The organism is Heliomicrobium undosum, from assembly GCF_009877425.1.
Lineage (GTDB): Bacteria > Bacillota > Desulfitobacteriia > Heliobacteriales > Heliobacteriaceae > Heliomicrobium > Heliomicrobium undosum.
Genome location: NZ_WXEY01000003.1, coordinates 115,516 through 140,640, shown reverse-complemented (window position 1 = coordinate 140,640; position 25,125 = coordinate 115,516). Strand labels below are relative to the sequence as shown.

Genomic DNA, 25,125 nt, shown 5'->3' with positions numbered 1-25,125 from the left:
GGCCCGCTTCGGCCTCACCGCTTTGTTTCAGCAGGGCGGCTGATCCTTTTCGTCCCCATGATCTTGGGCCAATTGCCGGACAAGGTCCTTAAATACCTGTCCCCGCACCTCATAGTTTGGGAACATATCGAGACTGGCGCAGGCCGGACTCAAGAGGACCACATCCCCCGGTTCGGCCATCCGCGCAGCTTCAAGAACAGTGGCTTCAAAGGTGTCTACAGGCTTGATCGATTCGACGCCGACCTTCCGGAGAGCGGCTTCAAGTACCGGCGCTGCCTGGCCGACAAGGACAACCGCCTTCACCCGTTTTTTGATGATCTCCGCCAGTTCGCTGAAATCGCTGCCCTTGTTCTTTCCTCCGGCGATCAGGATCACCGGCCTGTCGTACGATTCAATCGCTTTGATGGAAGCGTCAGGATTCGTCCCTTTCGAGTCGTTCACATAGGCTACGCCGGCCACCGTTCCGGCAGGCTCCATGCGGTGTTCGACCGGCTGAAAATCAATCATCGCCTGGGCGACCACAGCGGGAGCAATGCCGAGGCCTACGGTGACGGCGCAGGCGGCCAAGGCGTTTTCCACGTTGTGGGCGCCTTTGATCTGCAATCGGTCGACGGCGACAACGGGGATGTCGCCCTCCGGTCCAGCAAAACGGATCATCCCGCCGTCAACGTAAGCGCCATGCTCCATCTTCTGCAGCCGGCTGAAGCAAAGGACCCGGCTCCGACAGTCGGCTGCCAGTGTTCGCACCAGTGGATCATCGTAGTTGAGGACGGTGATGTCCTCGTTCCCCCGGTCGCCGCCCTGGTTTCGGAAAATGCGCGCTTTGATGGCGCGGTAGTTTTCCATGTCGCCGTGACGGTCGAGATGGTCAGGGGTGATGTTCAGGATCATGGAAGCGCGGGGATGAAACTGATCGGTCGTCTCCAATTGGAAGGAGGAGACCTCAGCCACGACCCAGCGATCAGCAGTGAGGTTCTGCGCCTCTTCCACGAGCGGCTGGCCGATGTTCCCCCCGACAAAGGGGTTCCAGCCTGCTGCCTTAAGGATGGCGCCCACCAGTGAGGTTGTCGTCGTCTTGCCGTTGGTGCCTGTGATGGCGATGAAAGGCGCCGGAGACAAAAGGTAGGCGATCTCCAGTTCCCCCGTGACGGCGATCCCCCGCTCCTGCGCTTCCCGCGCCGGGGGCACGATCAGGGGAACGCCGGGACTCATGACGACTTCACAGTAGCCCCCTTCCCGAAGGGACGGATAACCGCCGCCGTGAAGGGCCACGCCGGCTGCCTCCAGTTCTTTCCGACATGACAGGTCTTCCAGTGCTTTTGTATCGCAAAGGGTGACGGAGGCGCCCAGACGGGCCAGTGTGCGGGCGGCCGCGATGCCGCTTTTGCCGGCGCCTACGACCAGTGTTTTGCGTCCGTCTTGCCAGCGGTTGGTCAAGGGTGTCAATCCTTTCTCTTCGGGGTTGTTTGCTCCGTTCGCTAAGAGCTGCGCGGCGGTTCGCTACGCCCGCTACGCTGGGGCGCCAAACCTCTGGGCTGTTCTGCATGTGAACCGTGGCGCCCCTTAACGCTTCGCGGGCTTCGCTCACTTTTCGCCGCTCCGCTCAAACCGCTCACAGAGCAAACAACCCCTACGAAACATTTGCGATGATTCGTTGCTTTGCTGGGTTACCGTCTTTAAGGTTTGTTCTACATCGTTTTTTGATATTGCGGTTGGGGGTACACTATTAATCCCGCTCCGCTCAAACCGCTCACGGAGCAAACAACCCCTACGAAACATTTGCGGTGATTTTTAGAAACGAATAGGCATCGCGAGCAGTACCCCGAGGAAGGCGGAGATGAGGGAGGCGGCCCAGAAGGTGTAGACGACGCTCGTTTCGTGCCAGCCGCCCAGTTCGAAGTGGTGATGCAGGGGGCTCATCCGGAAGATGCGTTTGCCTGTTAGCTTGAAGGAGGCCACCTGCAGGATCACGGAGAGGGTTTCGGCGACGAAGACGGCGCCGAGTACGGGGAGGATCAGTTCTGTCCGGGTCAGCAGGGCCAGTGTGGCGACGGCGCCGCCTAAGGCCAGTGAGCCTGTGTCACCCATAAACATACGGGCGGGATGGTGGTTGAAGAACAAAAATCCGATGCAGCCGCCGGCGAGGGCGGCGGCGAAGGCGGCTGTGACATCGGATGTCCCCGCCGATGCGATGGCAGCAAAGGCAAGGGCCACCCAGAAGGTCATGCCGGCCGCCAGCCCGTCGAGACCGTCTGCCAGGTTGACGGCGTTTGTCGTTCCCACAATCAAGAGCAATGCCAGCGGGTAGTAGAGCGCCCCGGCATCCCACCAGACATCGAATCCCGGTATGTACAGGGATGTTCCCCGATCAATCCCATGGACGACGCTGTAGATTAAAATCAGAGACAAGATAATTTGGCCGGTGAATTTCTGCCAAGCCCGCAAGCCGAGGTTTCGCTTTTTCACCACTTTAATGTAATCGTCAATAAAACCGATAAGCCCGAAGCCGAGCAGGCCCAGCAAGAGGACTCCCGATAGAGGCGTGAATCCGGCCGTCGCAAGGACGGCCACAGGGACGGCGATCAGAAAGAGGACGCCCCCCATGGTGGGTGTTCCCGCCTTGCGCTGATGTCCTTTCGGCCCCTCCTCACGTATGCTCTGGCCGAACTTCAGCCGGCGAAGGTAGGGGATCAGCCAGGGACCGAGCAACAATCCGGCCGCGCCGGCGACAATAAAGGCCCATACCATTTTCTGCATGGTTCACGTTCTCCTCAGCGGCGCCGATTCGCCAGTGTATCTGCGAGGGCATGGGCCACTCGCTCCAAACGCATGCCTCGGGATGCCTTGATCAGGATCACATCGTCTTCTTCCACTTGTCCCGGCAACGCTGCAGCCGCTGTTTCAGCGTCGGCGAAGCGACGAATCCGTTCCGGCGTCATGCCGGCTTCGATGGCGCCGTCAGTGATGCAGGCGCCGAGGGTTCCCACCGAAACCAGCAGGCCTACGCCCAGTTTGGCAGCTTGGCGCCCCACCTGCCGGTGGTATTCAGCCGCCTCGGGACCCAGTTCATACATGTCCCCCAGTACGGCGACAAGGCGACCCGGTCCGGCCAATTCAGCGGCTGTCGTCAGAGCAGCCGTCATGGCCGCAGGGTTGGCGTTGTAGGCGTCGTTGATCAAGGTGACTGCGCAATCAAAACGGCGCGTCTCCCAGCGCAGCGAAGAGAGCCGGGCTTGTGCCAATCCGCCGGCTGCCGCCGCAGGATCTACCCCGACGGCCCTGGCGGCGGCCAACGCCAGGAGGGCGTTAGACACCTGATGCCGCCCCGGCAGGGGCAGCAAAAACTCAAAGGTCGACTCCCCATTCCCAGCAGCCTGTTCAGGGATAAAGGCGCCGAAAGCGCCGGCCACGCGTGAACCCTGTTCGCCGAGGGGTTCCACCTCCGTCGCCCAGATCGCCTGCACCGGCTCGGCGGGATTCAGGCCGCCTGCGATGAGCCCATCGGCCAACGCCTCCGGGGATGTCCCGGCATAGACGACAGGGCAGCGGCTGGACAGTGTCTCGGCCACAACCCGCCGATCCTCGCCGTTAACAACCGCCTTCCCCTTTTCGGGAAGCGACTGCAGCAATTCCCCCTTGGCGCGGCCAATGGCCTCCATGCTCCCGAGCAGTTCCATGTGAACAGGGCCGATATTCGTCAAAAGGCCCACATCGGGGCGGGCGATGCGGCAGAGCGCGGCGATCTGCCCCTCGCCACGCATCCCCATCTCCACGATCAGCGCTTGGTGGTGTTCCTGAACCCCCAACAGGGTCAGCGGAAGACCGATTTCATTATTAAAATTGCCGGGGCTTTTCATCACATCCAATTGTGCGCCGACAGCCGCCGCCAGCAGGTCCTTCGTCGATGTCTTGCCTGTCGATCCGGTGACGGCGATGACAGGGATGGCCAGTTGCGTTCGGTAGTGGCGGGCGCAGTCCTGCAGCGCCTGCAAGCCGTCGTCGACAAGGATCAGCCCCTGACCCGGCCGGAGGGCCGCCTTCCAGCCATCGTCCATTCGGCGGACGACGGCGCAGGCGGCGCCAGCCGCCAAAGCAGCCGGAACAAAGTCATGGCCGTCGACCTTTTCTCCAGGGAGGGCGAAAAAGACATCCCCGGGCGCCACCTTCCGGCTGTCCACAACGGCTGTGCCGGAGATGAGGGCTGTTCCCTCGCCCTCGACTTTTCCCAGCATCCACTCAGCCAGGAGAGAAAGGTCAACGCCGATCATAGCCCATCCCCCTCAGCCGCTCGCGGGCGATCTGGCGATCATCGAAAGGGAGCACTTTTGCGCCAACGATCTGGTAGGTCTCATGACCCTTGCCGGCGATCATCACCAGATCACCCGGCTGGGCCAGCGACAGCGCCAGAGCGATGGCCGATGACCGGTCCGGTTCGACATGGACATCAACACCATCCGCCAAGCCCGGCAGGATATCCTCGATGATCCGCTGGGGGTCTTCTGTGCGCGGGTTGTCAGAGGTGACGATCGCCACATCGCTGAGGCGGGCCACAACCGCCCCCATCTTCGGGCGCTTTGTCCGGTCCCGGTCTCCGCCGCAGCCGAAGACGGTGATCACCCGTCCTTGGGCCAGCGCCCGGGCGGTAACAAGCACATTTTCCAAACCGTCAGGCGTATGGGCGTAGTCGACGATGACACTGAAAGGCTGTCCCAGGTCGATCCGCTCGAACCGCCCTGCCACGCCTGTCACCGTGCCCAGAGCGGCGGCGATCGCCTCCGGGTCGATCCCGGCGGCCCAGCCGGCAGCGAAAGCAGCCAGGGCATTCGAAAGGTTGAATCGTCCCGTCAGTTGCAGGTTCAGGCGAACCTCCCCGCCTGGGTAAAGGACATCACAGGTCAGGCCTTGCGGTGTGACCGTCCAGTCGCGCCCTTTGATCATGGCATCAGCGTCGATGCCATAGGTGATCACCGGCGCCGCGCTGGCAGCGATGAAAAAGCCGGCGTTGGGATCATCAGCGTTGATGATCGCCCTTTTCGGCCCCCCTTGCAGGGGTGTCGCTTCAGGAGTCGCTCCCGAAGAATTCGCCTCTTTGGCGCCCTTCATCACGCCTGTAAGTTCGCGAAAAAGGATCCCCTTCGCGTCCCGGTACCGCTCCAGTGTCTCGTGGTAATCGAGGTGGTCCTGCGTCAGATTGGTGAAGAGGGCTAGATCGAAGTCGACGCCCAGCACCCGCAGTTGGTCGAGGGCATGGGAGGATACCTCCATGACGGCCGCATCGGCGCCCTCGCCGGCCATCTCCGCCAGCAAAGCCTGCAGATCGAGCGATTCAGGCGTCGTATGTTCCGCCGGCCAGGACTTGTCGCCCAGGCGGTTGCCGTTTGTGCCGATCAATCCGACCCGGCGCCCCTGGGCGGTGAGAATCGCCTCCACAAGGTGGGTCGTCGTCGTCTTGCCGTTCGTGCCGGTCACCCCAACCATCAGCATCCGGCCCGACGGGTTGCCATAAAAAACACGCGCAGCCTGAGCCATGCTTTTCCGCGTCGAAGGTACACGGATCTGGGGCGCATCGACGTCAACATAGCGTTCCACCACCAGGGCCGCAGCGCCGCGACCGACAGCATCAGCGGCAAAGCGGTGGCCGTCCGTCTTTTGACCGGGTACACAAAAAAAGAGAAAACCCGGCTGCACCCGCCGGGAGTCATAGGCGAGCCCCGAGATTTTCTGTCCGAAAAACGGATTGCCGCCAGCTGCGCCGGCGAGCGGCGCAGCTGCACTGTTCCCAGAAGGGCGAATGTCGCATACTTCAATATCTGCAAGCAAGTGTATCAGTTCCAAGGGGGCTCCCCTCCTTACGCCCATCAGCGTCAACCGACAGAGCTTCCCGCCGGCGAAAGGCCGGCGGAAAGTCATGCAATTTCTGTTCGTTGTTAATAATCATTACCATTACAGTTTATTTTCAACCGCGGCGCCCTTTGATACATAGGGGTTTCCGCGCTGACTACCCCTTAGGGACCGCTTTCGTCGACGGGCGCAAATTCGACGCGAACCACCGTGCCCACCGGCACCTTGCGGCCGCCCTTGACGCTCTGCCCTTTCGCGAGACCGCTCCCGACCGGTTCAAAGGAGAGACCCGCTTTGGCCAACAGATCGCCGGCCTGTTTGATCCCTTTTCCCGTCACGTCGGGGCAGATCACTTCTTCTCCTGGCGCTGCCCGGGCAGCTTTTTCATCGTCGCCCAGGTAAAGAATTACCGCGGTCTGGGGCGCCACCTTTTCGCCAGGTTTGGGAGACTGATTGACGACACGGACGCCGAAGCCTTCTGTCGCTACGCTCAGCCCGACGCGCATCACCCGCTGCTCCGCTTCCTCTTCGCTGAGACCGGTCACCTGCGGGACTGCGATTTCCTTCACGCCGTCTGTAGTGACCGCCGGAACCTCGGCGGGAAGGACCTGAGGTTGAATCCCCAGGTGGCGCAGCACATCGGCCACGACGGCCTTGAAGATGGGCGCCGCCACCAGGCCACCGAAATGGGGCTCTCCCTGCGGCGCATCGACAACAACGAGACAGGCGATGGCCGGATCATTGGCCGGGGCGATGCCGACAAAAGACGCCACATACTCGCCTTCCATGTAGCCGCCGCCGGGCTTGATCTTCTGAGCCGTGCCTGTTTTGCCGCCCACCCGGTGACCCTCAATATAGGCGTTGATGCCCGTCCCTTTGGATACGACCTTCTCCAGGATCAGGTTGACCTTTTCGGCCGTCTCCTTGGATACGACCTGACGGACGACCTCAGGCTCGAAGGTCTTGATCACCGAACCCTGGGCGTCGAGTATCTTTTCGACCAGTTGGGGCTTCATCAGTTTCCCGCCGTTGGCCACCGCCGACACAGCGGTGATCAGTTGGATCGGTGTGACGGCGTTAGCCTGACCGATGGACATGGTGGCCAGGTCGATCGGCTTGGCCGTCTTCTCCGGCACCAGGATGCCCGCCGCCTCCCCGTTCAGGGTGATCCCTGTCGGCTGACCGAAGCCGAAAGCCTTCAGGTAGTTGTAAAACTTGGGGAGGCCGAGATTCATGCCGATCTGAATGAAGCCTGGGTTGCAGGAGTTTTGAACCACCTCGGTAAAGGTCTGGGCGCCGTGGCCGCCGTCTTTCCAACAGCGCACGCGGCGGTCGCCGACGATCGCGTATCCGGGGTCAAAAAAGCGGTCCGATTCCTTGACAGCGCCCTCTTCCAGGGCGGCGCTGGCGGTGACAATCTTGAAGGTGGACCCAGGCTCATAGGCGTCGCTGATCGCCCGGCTGCGGCGGGCGGCGTCAGGATACTTGCCCCGGTCGTTGGGATCATAGGTGGGACGGTTCGACATGCCCAGGATGCGGCCGGTCTTCACGTCCATGACGATGACGGTGGCGCCTTTGGGCTTTCGTTCCCGTTCGAGCTTATCCAGTTCCCGTTCTACGATGTACTGGACCGTCTCATCGATGGTCAGCACGAGGCTGTGCCCGTCGACGGGGCGAATGAAGGCGTGTTCGGCCTGGGGCATCTCGCGGTTGCGGGCGTCATACTCGGCCACCAGCTTGCCCGGCAGACCGCGCAGGTCTTGGTCAAAGAGCATTTCAAGCCCTTCCAGGCCCCGGGCGTCCGTATCGGTGATCCCCAGGATGTGCGAGGCCAGTTTGCCCTTTTCGTAATAACGCTTGCTTTCCGGGATGTAGCCGATGCCTGTCAGCTTGACTGGCGAGTTGCGCAGTTGCTCGATCTTATCGGGTTCGACTTTCCGTTTGACCCAGACAAAGCCCACGTCCGGCTGCGTGATCAGCTTGAACACCCGTTCCTGATCCATTTCGAGGACGCGAGCCAGTTCGGCGGCAATCTCCCTCCCCCGTTCTGAGCCGTTTACCTCTCGCGGGTTGGCGACGACAGAATCAACGCTCACCGACACGGCGAGCGAATTCATGTTGCGATCGTAAATGGTTCCCCGTTTTGCTTCCACCGGCAGATCGCGCAGACGAACCTCCTCGGCCTTGGCTGAGTAGAAGGCGCCGTTGACGACCTGAACCCAAAAGAGACGCAGGATCAGGATGCCGACCAGTACGGTGAAAAACAGGAAAACCTGTGTCGTTCGTTTACGCACCTGTACCGGTGTGGCGAACACATTATCCTCCCCTTATTCCCATAAAAACCAAAACCTCCCAGGCCAATCCCGGGAGGAATCGCCTGGACACACGGGCCCGACCTTCCACGCCTACCATTATAGGATCAATTTCTCACCAAGGGCAAGGGGGCTTTCGAGCCTCGGATCAGAGCATACCAAAGGTGATGCGTTGAAAGAAGCGCGTGACGGCGGCAGCGAAGGGATTATCGCCGACAGGCGCCTGTTCCGGATCGGCCGCTGCAGTTTGTGTTCTGTCCTCACCGGTTTTCTCGGCCCCCTGGCTTACGCTAGCCGCTGCGAGCGTCGCCCCGGCCGCGCCCGCCTTGGCAGCCCCGGTCGCTCCGGAGATGGCGAGCACCTTTTCATATTTCGGCCTCTGCATGCCCATTTTACTTATTGCCACCGTTTCCACGCGCTCCAGCGATTTAAGCCGGTTCACATCTACCCGCAGGTGGTCCAAGGCGTTTTTCTCTTTCGTCAGATCGGAGCGCAACTGGTTCACCGTCTTGGCCTCAAAGGCCACGGCGGCATACTGCGAAACGACAGTGATCCCGCAGGCCATCACCAAGAATGCGGCGGTGATGACCTGCCGCTTGTTTTTTCCGCTGACCTTCACTTTCGGGACGACTTTCGGCGCTTCAGGCGGAGGCGATGCCGGCCGTACATCCTCGAAATGGTCGAGCACACGGGCGGTGGCTTGTTTCAACCTATGCAACCTCCTCGTCCTCTAGAAGACCCTCTTATCCTATTTTCTCGGCCGCCCTCAGCTTGGCGCTCTGAGCGCGGGGGTTTGCTTGCATCTCCTCGTCGGAACCGACCAGCGGTTTTCTGGTGATGATCTTCACCTTCGGCCGATTTCCACAGGCGCAGACAGGGAAGTCCGGCGGACAGAGGCAACCTCTCGCCTGTTCCGCAAAAAAGTTCTTGACGATCCGATCTTCCAGGGAGTGGAAGCTGATCACGGCCAACCTGCCGCCCGGGGCAAGGGCCTCCAAAGCCGCAGGCAGCGCCTCTTCCAGCGCCCCGAGTTCATCGTTGACAGCGATCCGCAGGGCCTGAAAGGTCCGCTTCGCCGGGTGCCCTCCTTCCTGGCGGGCCGCCGCCGGGATGGCGGCGCGGATGATATCGACCAGTTCGCCCGTCCGCTCCAGGGCTTGTTCGGCACGGCGCTTCACGATAAACTGGGCGATCCGTTTCGCCCACCGCTCTTCGCCGTAATCGCGGAGGATGCGAGCGATCTCCCCTTCTGGCGCTTCATTGAGCAATTTGGCCGCTGTCAGCGCGCTCTCGGGGTTCATCCGCATGTCGAGGGGAGCATCCATCCGGTAGGTAAACCCTCGTTCCGCCTCATCCAGTTGGTGAGAGGAGACGCCGATATCGAGCAGGATTCCGTCGATCTTCCCCATGAGGCCCAGTTCAGCGACGACAGCGCCGATGCGGCGGAAATTGGACCGCACCAGCGTCACCCGGTCACCGAAAGAGGCTAGGTTGCGCCCGGCCGCCGCAAGGGCTGTCGGGTCCTGATCAAGTCCGATCAACCTCCCTCGTCCCGATATCTTTTCCAATATTGCCGCGCTGTGACCGCCGCCACCCACCGTTCCGTCCAAGTAGACACCCTCGGGGCGCGGTTGCAACACCTCCAGCACCTGATGCAACAACACGGGGATGTGATGAAAAACCATAGGGCAACCTCCGTCCAGTGATCGGCGACCCGTCGCCGAAAACCGGCCCGGTCAACCTACAGGTCAAAGTCGATCAGTTTCTCCGCCACCTCTTCATAGGATGGCGCCGCTTTCTCGTTATACTCTCTCCAGCGCTCCTGGCTCCAGATCTCCACGCGAGCGCCGGCGCCGATAATGACGACGTCTTTTTCCAAGGCCGCATGTTCGCGCAGGTGAGCGGGAACCAGTATTCTGCCCTGCTTGTCCACTTCACATTCGCCGGCGCCGGAGAAGAAGAACCGTTGAAAAGCCCGGGCGTCGGCCCGCGTGAAGGGGAGCGCCTTCAGCTTTTCTTCGAGCCGTTTCCACTCTTCCTTGGGGTATACGAACAAACAACCATCAAGCCCCTTGGTGGCCACAAAGGCCTCGCCCAGGGACTCCCGCAAGCGGGCCGGCATAAACAACCGGCCTTTCGGATCGATGGCATGCTGGTATTCCCCCATGAACATCGGCGTGTCCCACCACTTTAAACCACTTTTCTACCACTGCACACCACTTCATTCCACGCATCGCCCGGTTTTCCTGCCTTGTTTGAGGAAAAATTTAGGGTAAAGATGAAAAAAGGACCCCGGTCCTGTGCCCGGGGTCCCTCAAGTCCTATGCATTTTGGGGGATTATTCCGTCTCCCCCCATCGCTTGAATAACTGGTGTGTGATGCCAGCCTGATCCAGAACCTTCCCCACCACGAAGTCCACCAATTCGATCATCGTCGTTGGCCGGTGATAGAAAGCCGGCATGGCCGGAACGATCCTCGCCCCCGCTTGGGCGAGGCGCCTCAGGTTTTCCAGGTGGATCAGGTGCAGCGGCGTCTCCCGGGGGACGACAATCAGCGGCCGTCCCTCTTTCAGCGTCACATCAGCGGCACGGGTAAGCAGGTTGTCGGCGAGACCGAGGGCCATGGCCGCCACTGTGTGCATCGAACAGGGGATGACGATCATGCCTGCCGCCGGGAAGGAACCGGAGGCGATGGCGGCCCCTACATCTCGCACGTCATGAAGGCGGCACCCCGCAGCGACCTCGGCCAGGGACTTGCCTGTCTCTTCCCGCAGGACGCGCTCACCGGCCTCGGAAACGACGAGGTGGGGACACATCCCTAATTCCTGCATCGTCTCGATCAGCCGCAGGCCGTAAATGGAGCCGCTTGCTCCCGTGATCCCCACAATCCAGTCCAATACCGTCATTCCCCCGTCGCTTGCGATTGATTCTTTGTTGCAAATGATTCCTACGTTTCAACCCGTGATTCATCGGATTTGTTCGGAGCCGATGCCATATGCGCTGTCGCGGCCCACGGTTACGCGCCGGTGAAACGCGTGTAAACAGCCTTCGCCTTGACCGGATCCTGCGTCCCCCGGATCATCGCCCGTCCGTCGCGAAAGAGCACCATCTCGCCTTCAGCCGAGGAAAACCGGAGCAGGTAGGGCGTGACCTCGACCTTCCCGGCGCCCGAGAGGCGCTCCGACATAATCTCCAGGTCCAGTTCGGCCGGCCGGGCCGGCGTGATCTGGACGGCATTGGAACCGCAGAGCGGGGTCGCCTGCATCTCCTCCCGGCCGGCGAGGAAGGGAAAATCCCCGCGGCCGCAGGCCGGGCAGTCGTCCCGGCGCGCCGCAGCCAGGTCGATCAGGTCATAGCGGTTGTTCCAGAGGTCGACGGAAAAGAGCCCGCCAGCGAGTTCGTCCTCCCGTCCGGCCAGGAGCTTCATCGCCTCGACGGCCTGAAAGGCCGTGATCATCTGGATCGCCGGCGCCAGGATACCGGCCATGTCACAGGTGGGCGCCGATCCGGGCGGCGGCGGTGAAGGGATTAAGCAGCGCAGGCACGGCCCCCGTCCGGGACGGACGACCATGGCCATACCGTGGGCGCCCGTTACTCCGCCGTAAATCCAGGGGATGCCTGCCTGCACACAGGCGTCATTGAGCAGATAGCGCAGGTCAAAATTGTCGCTGCCGTCGAGGACAAGGTCCACCCCGTCCAGCAGTTGCGGCAGATTGGCCCAGTGGATGTCGGCCACGATGGCTTCGACCCGGATCTCACTGTTGATGGCTTGCAACTTCTGCTTGGCCGCCACCGCTTTGGGAACCATGGCCGCTGCATCAGCTTCATCGTAGAGGATCTGGCGCTGCAGGTTCGACAATTCGACGAAATCGCGATCGACCAGCACCAGTTTTCCCACACCGGCCCTGGCGAGGGTGTTGGCGAGATGAGTCCCCAGGGCGCCCACGCCGGCGACCAGCGCCGTCGACTGGCCCAATCGACGCTGCCCCGCTTCCCCGAAGGCGCCGAAGCGAATCTGTTTCATATAGCGTTCCATTTATTATCCGCCCCTTTTCCCCGCTGTCTCGGCCAAAGTGTATATCGCCCGCCAACTCCACTCGGCGATCCGCGCCAACTTCTCCGGACGGATCAGGCTGAGACCATCCTGGGGCGTGTGATTCCCCTCCAACCAGGTGGCCGACAGCACAGTGATCGCAGCCACCCCCTTGTCGACAAAGGGCTGGTGATCGCTGTTGTGACCGCCATGATCCTGGGGATAAAGCCGCACCCCGGCCGCCTTACCCGCTTCATCCAGGCAAGACAGCCAGGGATACTGATCAGGCATCCAACAGATGAAATCGCGCTCATCGCCGTTGCCGACCGTGTCCAGGTTGATCAGGCCGATCATATCCTCCAGCGGAATCGTCGGGTGTTCCGCATAGTGTTTTGACCCCAGCAGCCCGCCCTCTTCGCCGGAGAACAAGAAAAAAGCGAGGCTGCAGCGTGGCGGCGTCTGTACGGCGGCGCAGGCGATCTCCAGCAAGACGGCCACCCCAGAGGCGTTGTCGTTGGCGCCGGGGTACAGCGCCCCATCCCAGGCCCCCAGGTGGTCATAATGGGCCGAAAGGGCCACGACTTTGTTGCGCAGCCGGGGATCCCGCCCGGGGATGAACCCGATCAGGTTATCGGCCGTCCCCCCGTCCCCGGTCCGGGGCAGGAGGCGCATGCGGCCGTTCACATTCGACAAGGAAAACGACGGAACGGGGAAGGTTTGGAAATAGGTTCCCCCTTCCCCTCTTGGCTCGATTCCCCACTTTTCCCACAGTTGGGCTACATACTCGCCGGCCTGAAGGGCACCCCGGCCGCCGGCAAGGCGTCCCTGCCAATCCGGTTGCGCCAGCAGCACCACATGGCTGCGCATCCGTCCGAGGTCGAGCCGCCGTTCCGGCAACGTCGCAGCTGGCAGCACGACAGGAACCGGTTTTTCGGCGTTCAGTTGGCGGCTGCCGAACCAGCCTGCCAGGCCGGCGGTCACCGCCGCAAAGGCGCCCCAAAACATCCTGCGGCGGCTGATCGCCGGGGATGCCGCATCGCCAGATATGGCTGACTCAGGCGTTCCGGGGGGTGCGCCGATGGCGCGCGCTCCCTCGGTCGCCGGTGATCGCTCTTGCCGTAATTGTTCCAATATGTCCGACCCCAAGGGGGGCCTGTCCCCCCAGGGGTTGCTTTTTTTGCGATTGCCGCCAATGGCCACCGGGCATGAACCCGCCTTTCCCCTACGATGATAAAGGGACCCTCGGTATCATCCAGTTAGACACAGAGCGGCGGAAATCCTCTGGAAAGGCGCGGGAATCCTAGCCCTCTGCCTCACTGACAGCGCCGGAGGTTAGCCGCTTGACGGTGGCTCGCCGGTAGAGAGCAGCCGTCTGTTCGGCGATGGTATCCCATCCGTAGAGCTCGTCGACCTCCCGCAAGGCCTCGCGGACCATGGCCGCTGCCCCATCGCGATCAGCAAGAACCTGAACGATGGCGTCAGCCAAGGCCTCGGCGTCGCCTGGCGGAACCTTGAGACCGTTCTGACCGTGGCGGATGATCTCCCCGAGCCCGCCGGCATCGCCGACGATGACCGGCGTTCCCGCCGCCATCGCTTCGAGCGCCACGATGCCGAAGGGTTCGTAGAGGCTGGGGAAGACAGCCACATCGGCTGAAGTGAGCAGTCGGTTGCGGGTGCTGTCATCGACAAAACCGGCAAAGGTGATCTTTTCGCCGACACCCAACTCAGCCGCCCGCTCCTTTAAGGTCTCCAGCAAGGGGCCTTTGCCGGCGATGACCAGGCGCGCCTGCGGGCGACGACGCAACACCGACGGCATCGCCTCCACCAGGACCGGCGAGCCTTTTTCCGTCACCAGGCGTCCCACGTGGAAGATAAGCTCTTCACCGGGCTGGCAAAAGGCCTCGATGGGCTTGCCTTCGCCGGGAAGGGGCGCCACATTGGCCGGATCGACGCCGTTGGCGATGGTGCTGATCTCCGTCCAAGGGGCGTCGAAGAGGAGGGAGACCTCGCGGGTCATGTAGTCGGAACAGGCGATCAGGCCGTCGGCGGCGGACACCAGTTCCGCTTCGGCCCGGTGGATGCTGCGCTGCAAGTCGTTCCAGAGGCCGCGCTGGCGCCCGTGCTCTGTCGCGTGGATCGTGACGGCCAGGGGAACGTTGGTTTTACTGCGGATCTCCCGGGCCGCTAGGCCGACCAGCCAGTCATGGGCGTGGATGATCGAAGGCAGTCCTGAACTTGCTTCCGCCGTCACCCCGGCTAGGAGTGCCATGTTGAAGCGATAGACCCAATCAAGGAAACCGGCTTCCTGGGGCGCTCCTGGAACAGGCAGGCGGATGATCGTCACGCCGTCGACGATTTCACGGTCGGCGCAACCGGGGACGGCGCAGGTAAATACGGTTACGGGCACACCCTGGGCGACGAGGGCCTTGCTCAGGTCGGCCACGGCCCGTCCCAGTCCGCCCACCACCCGCGGCGGGTATTCCCAGGTCAACATCCATACCGGTTCTCCCTTGATGAAAGGAACTGCCTGGGCGGAGGCTGCCTCGGCGAGGGGACGGTTAAAGCTGACATAATCAAGATAATCGATGTCGCCGAAGAGCGGGTGCTTCCACTCCGCCTCGGCAAGGGCTGACTGATCGACCTTGCCCTCTCTAAGGGAGCGGGCCAAGGACCAGAACAGTTGGAGGTGCTCCTCGAACCGGCGGGTGACGTATTCCACCGTCGTGCCTGTATACATGATGAAGGGCCAGTCACTCGACTGGGCAAGCATCAGTTCCCTCGCCGCCTGGTTCAAGGCGCGCCCTATGTCGCCTTCAGCTTTGGGAAAAGCCTGGGCCAGTGCGACCATCTCTTTTTCGGCCCGGTGCAGGTGCCGGTAGACCCAGTCGTTCCCCACACTGAGCCACACCTTGCCGAAGCCGTCCTCGCCCCAGGTGCTGAAGGCGATGCGCCCCGCCGGTCCGGCGCCATGGGCCTCCCGGTAGCGGCGCGGCGTAGAGGCGGCCGCTGGGGAATCGGGCGAGGCCATCCGGCGTAGCACCGCCTCCAGAAAATCGGGGCCCTCGTACCACCAGTGGCCGAAAAGCTCGGCGTCATAGGGGGAGACGACGATGGGCGGTTCCGCCATCGCGCCGCTCAGGTGCTCCACCTGGGCGCAGCGGTTTTGGACGAAGTTGCTGGCGTGCAGGTTGACCTTGCCCATCGCCCAGTCGCGCCGGTAGGGTTCCTTGTGATCAGTATTTCCGGTGATGCGGTAATACTTGAAGCCCGTATCAGACGGCACATCCGTATCCAGGTATGGCGCCACCGCCTCAAAAGGCAGGTCGTAACCGATGTCACGGTAAAATTCGCGGTAGTCGTAGTCTCCGGGATAGCCGCTTTTTTTGTCCCAGACCTGGTGAGAGGTCTCTGGATCGCGGGCGAAGGCCGACACCTGATGGCCGATCTGCAGCGGCTGGTAAAAGCCCGCCGGCTCAGGCAACGCCCGCCGGAAGGTGCCGTTGTCGACGACGAAGCAGCCGATCCCCTCCTGGGCAAGCACTTTTTCCACACCGGGAGCGTAGGCGCACTCAGGCAGCCAGAAGCCGTGAGGCGCCATACCGAAGATGGCCTTGTGCTGCTCAACCCCCGTCCGGATCTGGGGCCGCCAGCTCCCTTCCGACGCGTAAGGCAGGAAAGCGTGGGTGGCCGCCGAGGTCCACAGGTCGAGATGGCCAGACTGGGCCAGCGACTTCCAGGCATCGGTGATCCGGCAGTTCCATTCATCGCGAAAGAGGCGCTGGCAGGCCTCCAGTTTTTCCTTGTACATGGCGGATAGGGGCGCAAAGTCCTGACCATCCCGGGTCCGCTCTAACTCCTGATCGGCGAGGGCGAGCATTTTTCCGAGATAACGCAAGTACCGCTCCTGCAGCAGGCTGTCTGTCAGCATGGCCGCCAGAGAGGGCGTCACCGACAAGGTCACCTGAAAGGGGACTTCCTCCCGGCGGAGGCGCAGCCACGATTCAGTGAGCGGCAGATAGCACTCGGTCAAGGCCTCGAAAAGCCAGCGCTCCTCCATGTATTCCGGCTTTTCGGGATGCCGCACATAGGGGAGGTGAGCGTGAAGGACCAGCGCCCAATACCCTTTAACGGACACTCGATTGCCCCCTTTCGCTATCTCCCCGGTAGAGGGAGAAGGAACTGAGCGGCGCCCGCTCCTGCTCGTGACCGTCTTCCCGGTCCTGCCCATCTGCCTGCTCCTCCGCCATGTCTTCTAAGGCAACAGGCCGGATGCCGCCGGAGATGGCGAGGGCGCGGCCGGGAAGCCCTTTCGCCGGCCCCGCAGGCGGAACGTGAATAGCCGTGGAGGCGAGGATGACGACAAACTGTCCCTCCGGGGCCTTCAGGCCGATCTGGGCTCGATAGATCTCCCCGGGGGTTACCCCGTTCACATACCAACTTTCAGCGCCTGGCGGCAGCTCGGCCGTGTACGCTGTCTCCCAGCGGTTGCCGTCCTCCCGCTCGATCCGCAAGCGGCAAGGCGTATCCTCCCCAAGACCCCAGTTATGTAAAACTCGTTTGCGCATGTTTTCTGTCAGTTCCCAGTAGATGAAGATGTGGTAGGGATCGCGGACCAGCACACCGATATAGTCCTCGCCGTACCGATCCGGCAGACTCGTGACCATCGCATCTTCCTCCTCACAATGGATTGAAATCACCATTTTCCATTATAGCAAGGGATTGCCCTGGCATGAGTGAAGATATCAGAAAAAGCGAAAAAAACCGCCGGAGGGCATCCTCCGGCGGTTTTTATACAATTCATTGACATCACATGCCGGCCGATTTGCGGCACTCGGCGCAGCGTCCGAAAAACTCCATCCGGTGGCCCTTGATCTCATGGCCGCTGATCTCCTCGGCCCGCCGCGCCCATTGCTCCGGCGGATCCATGAAGACATCAAAGACGCGGTGGCAGTTCTCGCAGACGAAGTGATAATGATTCTCCACATTGCCGTCATAGCGGGAACTGGCGCCGGCATAGGTCATCTCACGGATCAGACCTTGCTGGACCAGGGCGTTGAGGTTCCGGTACACCGTCCCGAGGCTGATGTCAGGGATCTGCTGGCGCGCCTCCTGGTAGACCCAATCGGCAGTCGGATGACAGGTCGTGCCTTGAACGATCTCCAAAACGAGCGATTTTTGTCGTGTCATACGGGGTCCGATGGCGCCCATGGCAATTCCCACCCTTCGAAAGAGGACGTAAGAACAATCTCGATATCTATTACTATTATCATATCGAAAGGGGGCGCAACTGTCAACCGCCTATTCCCCCAGCCGGACCAGTTCATAGGTTCGGCTGCCCAAGCCCATCTCCTCGGCGTGGCGGAGTTGGATCGTCCCATCGACAGAGGGATGGACGATGCGGAACTTGTCCACACCGGCGGCCGGTTCGCCCTGCCCCGCGTCGCCGAGCCGGCCATCGCGCAGGCCCGGCGCCTCGTTGACCAGATCGTAGCAGGCCTGGTCAAGGGCGACGGGATCATCCGAGGCGAGGATGCCGATGTCGGGCACGATGGGCGCGTCGCTCCAGGAGCAGCAGTCACACTCCGGGGACACGTCGAGAACGAAGTTGATGAAGGTCACCTTGCCTTTTTCCCGCTTTTCTTTCACCGAGGCGTAGGCGTATTCGGCCATCTTCTCCTGCAACAGGCCCACGTCGGTCTTCCAGTTGACAGCGATGGCCTTATGGGGACAGGTGACAGTGCACTCGCCGCAGCCGATGCAGCGTTCCCCGGCGATGACAGCCCGTTCCCCGAGGGTGATGGCGTCGACAGGGCACCAGTGGACACACTTGCCGCAGACCTTACACTTGTCATTGACCTCTGGCTTTACGTCCTGGTGCTGCACTAGTTTGCCCGAGCGGGAGGCCAGTCCCATGGCCAGGTTCTTGATAGCGCCGCCGAAGCCGGTCATCTCATGGCCCTTGAAGTGGCTCAGCACGATCATGGCGTCAGCGTCAAGGGGGATGGCGGCGATCTTGGCCTCCTTGAGGCGTTTGCCCTGGATGGGAACGTTGCGGAACTCTTTCCCGTTCAAACCGTCGGCGATGATGACAGGCGCCTTCACCGTCGCGTAGGAATAGCCGTTTTCCATGGCCGTATCCATATGGTCGACAGCGTTCGATCGCGAACCCCGGTAGAGGGTGTTCGAATCGGTCAAAAAGGGGCGGGCTTCCTTGCGCCGGATCTCTTCCACGACGGCGCCGACGAAAGGCGGCCTGATCGTGGCCGTGTTTCCCCGCTCCCCGAAGTGCATCTTGACGGCCACCAAGTCACCCTTTTCGGCGCAGTCGACCGTTCCCGCCGCCTTGATCAACCGGCGCAGCTTGTCAACGAGCCCTTTTCCTGCTTTGGCCCGCGGCGAGACAAAATAAACCTTTGCCATTTCCCGGTCCCTCCTCATGAGAAAAGCAGGGTACACTCCCTGCTTTTTCTCTTGCTTCACTATTCAAGTATACCCAAGGGATGCTGGTCCAATCAAGCACAAGCGTAGTGCCTGCGCCGGATGAACGCTTGTCCTCCGGGACGAGTCTTTTATCAACCGCAGCATTTCCCGCCCGACGCCTGGCCTTCCTGTTTGATCAGTTCATCTTTGGGGGCGCCGCACTTGGGGCATTTGCCAGGCTTGCAGCGCTTGTCGACGACCTCGCCGCACTTCGCGCATTTGTAAATCGCCATGTTGTCACCTCCATTTTCAGTAATGATTACTATTATGTATGAATCTATCCTAACTCGCTTTTGGTAGCTTGTCAAGGCGTATTCAAGATTTCCCCGTAATAGGCCTCGTATGCATCGATGATCGGATCGGCCCGAAAACGGTTCACCGCCCTTTCACGGGCTTGCCGCGCCATGACGGCATATTCCCGTTCATCCGTCAGCAGGCTGATGGCGTAGCCCGCCATCGTCTCCACATCGCCCACCGGCGCCAAGTAGCCGGTCACACCCTTTTCGATCACCTCAGGCAGGCCGCCCGTATCGCTGGCGATGACCGGCACCTGGCAGGCCATCGCCTCCAAGGCCACCAGGCCGAAGGATTCCTTGGCCGACGGCAGCAGGAACAGGTCGGCCAGGGGGAAGATCTCGGCCACATTGTCCTGGCGGCCCAAAAAGCAGACGCGCTCCTGCAAGCCCAGCGCTTCGGCCAGGTGGGACGCAGCAAGCCGTTCGGGACCGTCGCCGGCCAGGAGCAGCCGGCACGGCGCCTGCCCATTGACCCGGGCAAAAATGCGGATGACATCCTCCACCCGCTTGACCGGCCGCATGTTGGAGATGTGCAGGAGGATCTTCTCATCGGGGCGGGCGAAGCGGGCGCGCAGGGCCGGGTTGTTGCGGGGACGGTACTCCTCAGCGTCGACGAAATTGGGGATCACCCGGGGAAGGCGGCGCAAACGGAAGGTCTCGGCCGATTCCTCGGCCAGGCTCCGCGACACAGCGGTCACACCGTCGCTCGCCTCCAGGGAAAAGCGGGTGATCTCATAAAACTGGGGATCGTTGCCGACGAGGGTGATGTCGGTGCCGTGCATTGTCGTCAGCACCGGCAGTCGGCGCTCGCCAGCCAGCATCTGCTTGGCCAGGTAGGCTGCCGCCGTATGAGGCACGGCGTAGTGGGCGTGAATCACCTGCAAGTCCGCCTCACGGGCCACCTCGACGATCTTGGAAGACAGCGCCAGCAGGTAGGGCGGAAAGCGGAAGAGCGGGTAATCGGGCGCCTCCACCTCATGAAAGAAGACGTTCGCCTCGAAGTGGGACAGGCGAAAGGGCGTCTCGTAGGAAAACACATGGACGCGGTGGCCCCGCCGGCCCAGTTGGCGGGCCAGTTCCGAGGCGACGACGCCGCTGCCGCCATAGGAAGGGTAACAGACGATGCCGATGTTCATGGCTTCCTCACTCCCACAAGGCGTCCATGCGCCCGATCCGGATGGGGCCTTCCCCGTAAAAGGGCTCCGCGAAAGCAACACCGAGCAACCCGCCCAGGTATCGGTCCCGCGCCTCCAGAAGGGCCGGAAGGTCAGGTATATGCAAGGCCTGGCGCGCTTCCGGCTGTTCCCGGAAAAACTGGCTCCGGTAGGCTGCGAGGGCCGCCCGTTTCCTGTCATAGAGGGCGCTCACGTCAACGCCGAAGGAAGCCGCGCCGTCAAAAGAGCCATTGATGCGGTAGGCCAGAAAACGCCGGGGCCGCCAGGGCGCAAGGTCCGGGTCGCCGTACTTCTGGAGACCGCTGTAAAAGACAGCCTCCCGCGCCAGACGTCCTGCCGCCTCGTGGTCGGGATGACGGTCCGGCCCCTCCGGCGCCAGCACCAGCCTCGGCCGGAAACGACGGACCAGATGAGCCAGTTCTTCCACCCGTTTTTGCCACTGGGCCGGATCGCCGAGGCCGCCGTCTTCCCAACGGCAGTTGATGCGCTCGCGGACGCCCAGGATTGCCGCCGCCTGCTTCGCCTCGGCGCGCCGTTCCGCCACTGTTCCCCTCGACGCCATTTCCCCCTCTGTCAGGTCGACGATGACCACCTGCAAACCCTGGCTGGCAGCCAGCGCCACCGCCCCACCGGCGCCCAACTCCACATCATCGGGATGGGCGCCGATGGCGAGCACATCGGCCGGCAACCGTTGAATCATATGGTCTTCCACCGTTGCACCTCGCTTCCGTCGCCCCATTGATTGTACATGATTAGCGCGCGACGGCGCCGGCGATTGTTAGCATGGCCTGAAAAGCGCGAAACAGCGCCGGCAGTTCAGCCTGTTCCATCGTGATCCGGCAGGGGCTCTCCCGCCGGGTCAAGGGCATGTAGGATACGGCATCGGCCATGACGGGGGAGGCAAAATCCACCGCCAACGTATAGGGCGGTTGCGGCTGCCAGTGCCGTATCTCATCAGACTGACAGGGCGCCGCCACCGCTTCCCCCGCCGCCGCCTCAATGCGTGAGCATGCCTCGCCTGGAGTCAACGTGCGGGCCGCCTGGCGTCCATAGGCTGTCTTGACGGCGACAGTCCGCAGCCCCGGGAACAGTTCCAGCGCCTCCGCCACAGCCGCCGCATCACCCGTCACCAGCCCCACCGGCACGTTACAGGCAAGGGCCAGGGAGATGTTCAAGCCCAACTCGCCCACCTCGCGACCGTTCAGGCACAATCGGGCGATTGTGGAGGCGCTGTAGGAATGGCTCAACAGGCCGCCGCTGCCCTGCCGGGCATGGCAGCCGGTCAAAAAGGCCAGATCCCAGCCTGCATCGATGGCGCACATCATGCCCAGGGCCTTGGGCTTGCCGCTGATCACCTCGACGCCGGGCGGCAGGTCCTCCAGGCGGAGGTTGGTCATCGCCTCATGGGCGTCGTTGACAACCACCTGCCGAGCGCCGGCCCTCTGGGCGCCCCGGACAGCCGCCGCCACCTCGGCCGTCATCCAGCGGCGGGCCTCCTCATACGCTGGTCCGGATACCAACTGGGCCGGCGATACGACCCCGGCCACCCCTTCCAGATCGGCCGATATGTAGACGCGCACGTACCCCACCTCGCCTATGTCGAATTTCCCTTACGACATCCGGTTTCGGTTGTTATGCGGCGCTGCGTCGATATCATAAAAAGGCGTCATCGGGGCTGCCAGTTTATTTGCGAAATAACCGAATGTCAAATGTCTAATAAGCCTTCGACCTTCGCAGGCTCTCCCTTATTAAAGGTTCTCCATGACACACTTGCGGCGGTGGAAAGTGGCCACCTGCCGGTACCCCACAGACCAAGCCAGGTCGCGGGCCTTGTCCAGGTCCCTGCCCACCTCATGGGCGAAGTGGGCGTCTGAACTGAGGATGATTGGGATGCCCAATTCAAAACAGCGCTCCAGCAGGACGCGCTGGGGATACATCTCGGCGACCGGCTTGTTCAGGCCGTTCGTGTTGATCTCGCAAGGCAGTCCCGCCTTGCGAATCGCCTGGAGCGCCTCCTCGGCCAGTTCCACGATGGGACGTTTGTTGCGGAAATTGAAGATCTTGATCAGATCCATGTGCCCGATAAAGCTGAAGAGCCCCTTTTCTGCCACTTCCCGCACATGGTCAAAGTATGTACGGTAGAGATCGTCCATTTCCCACCGGTCATAGCGGTCCATGAACTCGACGCAGTCGAAATCCCAGTCCTCGATCTTGTGGACCGAGCCAATGACGTAATCAAAGGGATAGCGAGACGTCATCGCCTGAAGCTCGGCATCGGCGTTCCGGATATAATCGATCTCCACCCCCAGCCGCACCTGCACGTCCGGATACTGCAGGGCTGCTTCACGGATGGCGTCGACGTCGTATTCGTCGAGGTAGCGGTCATGGTCGGCAAAACCCACCTGAGCAACGCCACGCATCCGGGCCGTCTCCAGATAGGCCGAAATCTCCTCAACCGTATGCCGTGATGTGCCATGGCCCATGGCGTGAACATGATAATCGACAAGCATGATGATACTCCTTCCAGTTTTCCGCCCACCCTCGCCCTGCCGGCGACAGGCTGGACGCCAAGACCATTTTACCAAAATTGCAATGGGACTTCAAAGCGACTCCCTGCTGGCGCAATCACCCTTTTGAAGGGCCTGCATAATATACAGGGACTTTCAAGGAGGTGATAGCCTTGCGCCGCAAGTCCTCCCTGTTTTTCGGCCTGGTCACCCTGCTCGTCGCCGCCGTCTATATCTTCCTCAACGCACCGAGCCTGCCGGCCTTCAACTTTCAGCAGCTTCCCGACGAAGGGGAACTGGTGCGGCGAGCCCTGCAGGCCAAAGGCTGGGAAACACTCACCCCAACCAGTGTCCTGCGACTGGAGATCGACGCCTCCCCCCTCGACGGAGAGGAGATCATCCTCGGCATCAACGCCGGCAAAAACAAAGGATTCTTGGCAGGCCTGCAAAAAGCTGACGGGCGTCTGATCGGCCTATCCAAAGATCTTGCATCAGTAACCCGGCTGTCGGCAGTCGACCTGCCCGGAATCGCCCAAAAGGGGATCTCCGTAGAAGAATACTATGATAACCGGACCGGCGGCTTCGAAGAGACGACCTGGAAACGCATCTTCCGCCTCGATAAAAACAACGCCTTCCAGCAGGTCTTTTCCCATGTACAGAAAAGCGAGTACTTCTGGCATGACGCCTGGGACCGGCCGGACGGCATCTACTGGCATCGTGTCAAGGAAGAAAACCATTTCTCCGTTCCGGGGCCAGGGGTGATCGTCGTAGACCGGACCGTCTCCCGCTACAAAGTCCCCGGCGATCCGAAGAAGATGCCCACCCAGTACAACCTGGAAAGTGTAGAGAAGGAAAAGGTCCGCTTCGAATGGAACGCCGCGAGCCTGCGCTTTGTCGAGACAGCGCGAGAGCCCGTTCAAAGCAAGGCGTAACCTGTTCCCTCCCGTTTCTGCGGACCATCCGCAGGGCGGGTTTTTTATTGCGTCTCAACGGTTGCGGCCATCGCATCAGCGGTTTCAGCCCATATCGTGATCACCGAAACGCCGCGCCGGGGAAGCCCCTCCGTTACAACAGCAGCTTCATTAGTAAGTGGCAAAGCAACAGTTGAGGGCTGCAAGTTTTTTACTCGACCGGAAAACGTTTTTGTGTCGCAAACATTGTATACCACGGACGGACACGCTATAATAGATAAAAATGTTTATCCCCAATTTCACATAGCGAGAGGAGCTAACCCACAATGGAGCGCGTCTTCAACTTCAACGCAGGCCCCGCCACCCTGCCCCTGGCCGTACTCGAAGAAGCCCAACGAGAAATGCTGAACTACAAAGGGACCGGCATGTCGGTCATGGAGATCAGCCACCGGTCCAAAGAATATGAAGCCATCAACAACGAAGCGGAAGCCAATATGAAGGAACTGCTCGGCCTGGGCGACAACTACCGGGTCCTCTTCCTCCAAGGCGGAGCCAGCACCCAATTCGCCATGGTGCCCATGAGCTTTCTCGGCGCCGGCCAGACGGCTGACTACATCCTCACCGGCAGTTGGTCCGAAAAGGCGCTGAAAGAAGCGCAAAAGTTTGGCCAGACCCATGTGGCCGCCACCACTCAGGAAGGCAACTACGTCCGCATCCCCAAGGCTGACGAGATCCAGTTGAGCGAGGCGCCGGCCTACATACACCTGACCTCGAACAACACCATCTTCGGCACCCAGTGGCAGAGCTTCCCCGACTTCGGCGACATCCCCCTCATCGCCGACATGTCCAGCGACATCCTCTGCAAGCCCTTTGACGCCAACAAGTTCGCCCTCATCTACGCCGGCGCCCAGAAAAACCTCGGCCCCTCCGGCGTCACCGTCGTCATCATCCGCCAGGACATGATCGAGAAGGCCTCCACCAAGCTGCCCTCCATGCTCCGTTATGACATCCATGCCAAGAACAACTCTCTCTACAACACACCGCCCAGCTTCTCCGTCTACATGGTCAACCTGGTCCTCCGCTGGCTCAAGGCCCAGGGCGGCCTGGCGGCCATGGAAAAGCAAAACGTGGAAAAAGCGGCCCTGATCTATGACGTCATCGACGGTAGCAACGGCTACTACAAAGGCCATGCCGACAAGGACAGCCGCTCCACCATGAACATCACCTTCCGCCTGCCCAACGAGGACCTGGAGAAGGCCTTCGCCAGCGAAGCGACGAAAGCCGGCCTCATCGGCCTGAAAGGCCACCGCTCCGTCGGCGGCATGCGCGCCTCCACTTACAACGCCTTGCCCCGCGAAGGCTGCCAGGCATTGGCGGACTTCATGAAGGCGTTCATGCAGAAGAACGGCTAAGCGATCTTGCGCTGATAGGGGTATACAAACGAAAAGAATGCAAGCGAACAACGGCAACACCGGTCCCACGAAAAAGGGGGCCGGTGTTCTTTTTTTCATCTTTGCTTTTTTCATACCCGGGTGACGCGTAGGGTTCGAGAGCAAGCTTGACCAAAAGAA

General features: G+C 61.4%; 22 protein-coding genes. 2 read left to right on the top strand and 20 right to left on the bottom strand.

Going from position 1 to position 25,125, the window contains the following annotated elements; genetic code table 11:
* Positions 1-27: 27 nt before the first annotated feature.
* From murD to GTO91_RS04350, 20 genes are all read right to left on the bottom strand, one after another.
* Positions 28-1,437: a UDP-N-acetylmuramoyl-L-alanine--D-glutamate ligase gene (murD, locus tag GTO91_RS04445; RefSeq protein ID WP_161255468.1), complete on the bottom strand. Its 1,410-nt coding sequence runs from the start codon at positions 1,435-1,437 to the stop codon at positions 28-30.
* A gap of 354 nt (positions 1,438-1,791) precedes the next feature.
* Positions 1,792-2,757 carry a phospho-N-acetylmuramoyl-pentapeptide-transferase gene (gene mraY / locus GTO91_RS04440; protein WP_161255466.1) on the bottom strand — a complete coding sequence of 322 codons (966 nt, stop codon included), beginning with the start codon at positions 2,755-2,757 and terminating at the stop codon, positions 1,792-1,794.
* 14 nt (positions 2,758-2,771) lie between these two features.
* Complete coding sequence (locus GTO91_RS04435) at positions 2,772-4,268, bottom strand: UDP-N-acetylmuramoyl-tripeptide--D-alanyl-D-alanine ligase (RefSeq protein ID WP_161255463.1); 1,497 nt, start codon at positions 4,266-4,268, stop codon at positions 2,772-2,774.
* Positions 4,255-5,835 carry a UDP-N-acetylmuramoyl-L-alanyl-D-glutamate--2,6-diaminopimelate ligase gene (locus tag GTO91_RS04430; RefSeq protein WP_235919104.1) on the bottom strand — a complete coding sequence of 527 codons (1,581 nt, stop codon included), beginning with the start codon at positions 5,833-5,835 and terminating at the stop codon, positions 4,255-4,257. Before GTO91_RS04430 ends, GTO91_RS04435 begins: the two co-directional genes overlap by 14 nt.
* Positions 5,836-6,005: 170 nt before the next feature.
* Positions 6,006-8,156, bottom strand: a complete 2,151-nt coding sequence (locus tag GTO91_RS04425; RefSeq protein ID WP_161255461.1) for a stage V sporulation protein D — start codon at positions 8,154-8,156, stop codon at positions 6,006-6,008.
* Between the two features lie 145 nt (positions 8,157-8,301).
* Positions 8,302-8,862, bottom strand: coding sequence for an FtsB/FtsL family cell division protein (locus GTO91_RS04420; protein WP_161255458.1), 561 nt, complete (start codon positions 8,860-8,862; stop codon positions 8,302-8,304).
* 34 nt (positions 8,863-8,896) lie between these two features.
* Positions 8,897-9,838 (bottom strand): 16S rRNA (cytosine(1402)-N(4))-methyltransferase RsmH, encoded by a 942-nt coding sequence (gene rsmH / locus GTO91_RS04415; protein ID WP_161255455.1) that lies wholly within the window; start codon positions 9,836-9,838, stop codon positions 8,897-8,899.
* Positions 9,839-9,894: 56 nt separating this feature from the next.
* The gene (gene mraZ / locus GTO91_RS04410; RefSeq protein WP_161255452.1) at positions 9,895-10,326 is read right to left on the bottom strand and encodes a division/cell wall cluster transcriptional repressor MraZ; all 432 of its coding nucleotides are present in this window, start codon (positions 10,324-10,326) and stop codon (positions 9,895-9,897) included.
* 165 nt (positions 10,327-10,491) lie between these two features.
* Positions 10,492-11,058: a UbiX family flavin prenyltransferase gene (locus tag GTO91_RS04405; RefSeq protein WP_161255450.1), complete on the bottom strand. Its 567-nt coding sequence runs from the start codon at positions 11,056-11,058 to the stop codon at positions 10,492-10,494.
* 110 nt (positions 11,059-11,168) lie between these two features.
* Positions 11,169-12,188 carry a ThiF family adenylyltransferase gene (locus GTO91_RS04400; RefSeq protein ID WP_161255447.1) on the bottom strand — a complete coding sequence of 340 codons (1,020 nt, stop codon included), beginning with the start codon at positions 12,186-12,188 and terminating at the stop codon, positions 11,169-11,171.
* 3 nt (positions 12,189-12,191) lie between these two features.
* Entirely contained in the window at positions 12,192-13,316 is a 1,125-nt protein-coding gene (locus tag GTO91_RS04395; RefSeq protein ID WP_161255444.1) for a M28 family metallopeptidase, read from the bottom strand.
* 169 nt (positions 13,317-13,485) lie between these two features.
* Positions 13,486-16,320, bottom strand: a complete 2,835-nt coding sequence (locus tag GTO91_RS04390; protein WP_161255441.1) for a 1,4-alpha-glucan branching protein domain-containing protein — start codon at positions 16,318-16,320, stop codon at positions 13,486-13,488.
* Entirely contained in the window at positions 16,310-16,849 is a 540-nt protein-coding gene (locus GTO91_RS04385; protein WP_161255438.1) for a DUF4912 domain-containing protein, read from the bottom strand. The genes GTO91_RS04390 and GTO91_RS04385 overlap by 11 nt, the downstream gene beginning before the upstream one ends.
* Before the next feature lie 142 nt (positions 16,850-16,991).
* Positions 16,992-17,393, bottom strand: coding sequence for a Fur family transcriptional regulator (locus GTO91_RS04380; protein ID WP_161255434.1), 402 nt, complete (start codon positions 17,391-17,393; stop codon positions 16,992-16,994).
* Between the two features lie 90 nt (positions 17,394-17,483).
* Positions 17,484-18,605, bottom strand: a complete 1,122-nt coding sequence (locus GTO91_RS04375; RefSeq protein WP_161255431.1) for a DUF362 domain-containing protein — start codon at positions 18,603-18,605, stop codon at positions 17,484-17,486.
* Between the two features lie 152 nt (positions 18,606-18,757).
* Positions 18,758-18,898: an RCKP-type rubredoxin-like domain-containing protein gene (locus GTO91_RS04370; protein ID WP_161255428.1), complete on the bottom strand. Its 141-nt coding sequence runs from the start codon at positions 18,896-18,898 to the stop codon at positions 18,758-18,760.
* 71 nt (positions 18,899-18,969) lie between these two features.
* Positions 18,970-20,097, bottom strand: coding sequence for an N-acetyl-alpha-D-glucosaminyl L-malate synthase BshA (gene bshA, locus GTO91_RS04365; RefSeq protein ID WP_161255425.1), 1,128 nt, complete (start codon positions 20,095-20,097; stop codon positions 18,970-18,972).
* Positions 20,098-20,104: 7 nt separating this feature from the next.
* Positions 20,105-20,848 carry a bacillithiol biosynthesis deacetylase BshB1 gene (gene bshB1, locus GTO91_RS04360; RefSeq protein ID WP_161255422.1) on the bottom strand — a complete coding sequence of 248 codons (744 nt, stop codon included), beginning with the start codon at positions 20,846-20,848 and terminating at the stop codon, positions 20,105-20,107.
* Between the two features lie 40 nt (positions 20,849-20,888).
* Positions 20,889-21,716 (bottom strand): M55 family metallopeptidase, encoded by an 828-nt coding sequence (locus GTO91_RS04355; protein WP_161255419.1) that lies wholly within the window; start codon positions 21,714-21,716, stop codon positions 20,889-20,891.
* 168 nt (positions 21,717-21,884) lie between these two features.
* The gene (locus GTO91_RS04350; protein WP_161255416.1) at positions 21,885-22,646 is read right to left on the bottom strand and encodes a histidinol-phosphatase HisJ family protein; all 762 of its coding nucleotides are present in this window, start codon (positions 22,644-22,646) and stop codon (positions 21,885-21,887) included.
* Positions 22,647-22,816: 170 nt separating this feature from the next.
* Here GTO91_RS04350 and GTO91_RS04345 point away from each other — a divergent pair, with 170 nt between their 5' ends.
* Together GTO91_RS04345 and serC are read left to right on the top strand one after the other, a co-directional pair.
* Entirely contained in the window at positions 22,817-23,575 is a 759-nt protein-coding gene (locus GTO91_RS04345) for a hypothetical protein (RefSeq protein ID WP_161255413.1), read from the top strand.
* 305 nt (positions 23,576-23,880) lie between these two features.
* Positions 23,881-24,966: a 3-phosphoserine/phosphohydroxythreonine transaminase gene (gene serC, locus GTO91_RS04340; RefSeq protein WP_161255410.1), complete on the top strand. Its 1,086-nt coding sequence runs from the start codon at positions 23,881-23,883 to the stop codon at positions 24,964-24,966.
* Positions 24,967-25,125: the final 159 nt, after the last annotated feature.

What these genes read in the sequence shown, in the direction of transcription:
- mraY (WP_161255466.1), bottom strand. Translation starts at nt 2,757, where the DNA reads ATGCAGAAAATGGTATGGGCCTTTATTGTCGCCGGCGCGGCCGGATTG.
- GTO91_RS04435 (WP_161255463.1), bottom strand. Translation starts at nt 4,268, where the DNA reads ATGATCGGCGTTGACCTTTCTCTCCTGGCTGAGTGGATGCTGGGAAAA.
- rsmH (WP_161255455.1), bottom strand. Translation starts at nt 9,838, where the DNA reads ATGGTTTTTCATCACATCCCCGTGTTGTTGCATCAGGTGCTGGAGGTG.
- mraZ (WP_161255452.1), bottom strand. Translation starts at nt 10,326, where the DNA reads ATGTTCATGGGGGAATACCAGCATGCCATCGATCCGAAAGGCCGGTTG.
- GTO91_RS04405 (WP_161255450.1), bottom strand. Translation starts at nt 11,058, where the DNA reads ATGACGGTATTGGACTGGATTGTGGGGATCACGGGAGCAAGCGGCTCC.
- GTO91_RS04400 (WP_161255447.1), bottom strand. Translation starts at nt 12,188, where the DNA reads ATGGAACGCTATATGAAACAGATTCGCTTCGGCGCCTTCGGGGAAGCG.
- GTO91_RS04385 (WP_161255438.1), bottom strand. Translation starts at nt 16,849, where the DNA reads ATGGTCACGAGTCTGCCGGATCGGTACGGCGAGGACTATATCGGTGTG.
- GTO91_RS04380 (WP_161255434.1), bottom strand. Translation starts at nt 17,393, where the DNA reads ATGGGCGCCATCGGACCCCGTATGACACGACAAAAATCGCTCGTTTTG.
- GTO91_RS04375 (WP_161255431.1), bottom strand. Translation starts at nt 18,605, where the DNA reads ATGGCAAAGGTTTATTTTGTCTCGCCGCGGGCCAAAGCAGGAAAAGGG.
- GTO91_RS04370 (WP_161255428.1), bottom strand. Translation starts at nt 18,898, where the DNA reads ATGGCGATTTACAAATGCGCGAAGTGCGGCGAGGTCGTCGACAAGCGC.
- bshA (WP_161255425.1), bottom strand. Translation starts at nt 20,097, where the DNA reads ATGAACATCGGCATCGTCTGTTACCCTTCCTATGGCGGCAGCGGCGTC.
- GTO91_RS04350 (WP_161255416.1), bottom strand. Translation starts at nt 22,646, where the DNA reads ATGCTTGTCGATTATCATGTTCACGCCATGGGCCATGGCACATCACGG.
- serC (WP_161255410.1), top strand. Translation starts at nt 23,881, where the DNA reads ATGGAGCGCGTCTTCAACTTCAACGCAGGCCCCGCCACCCTGCCCCTG.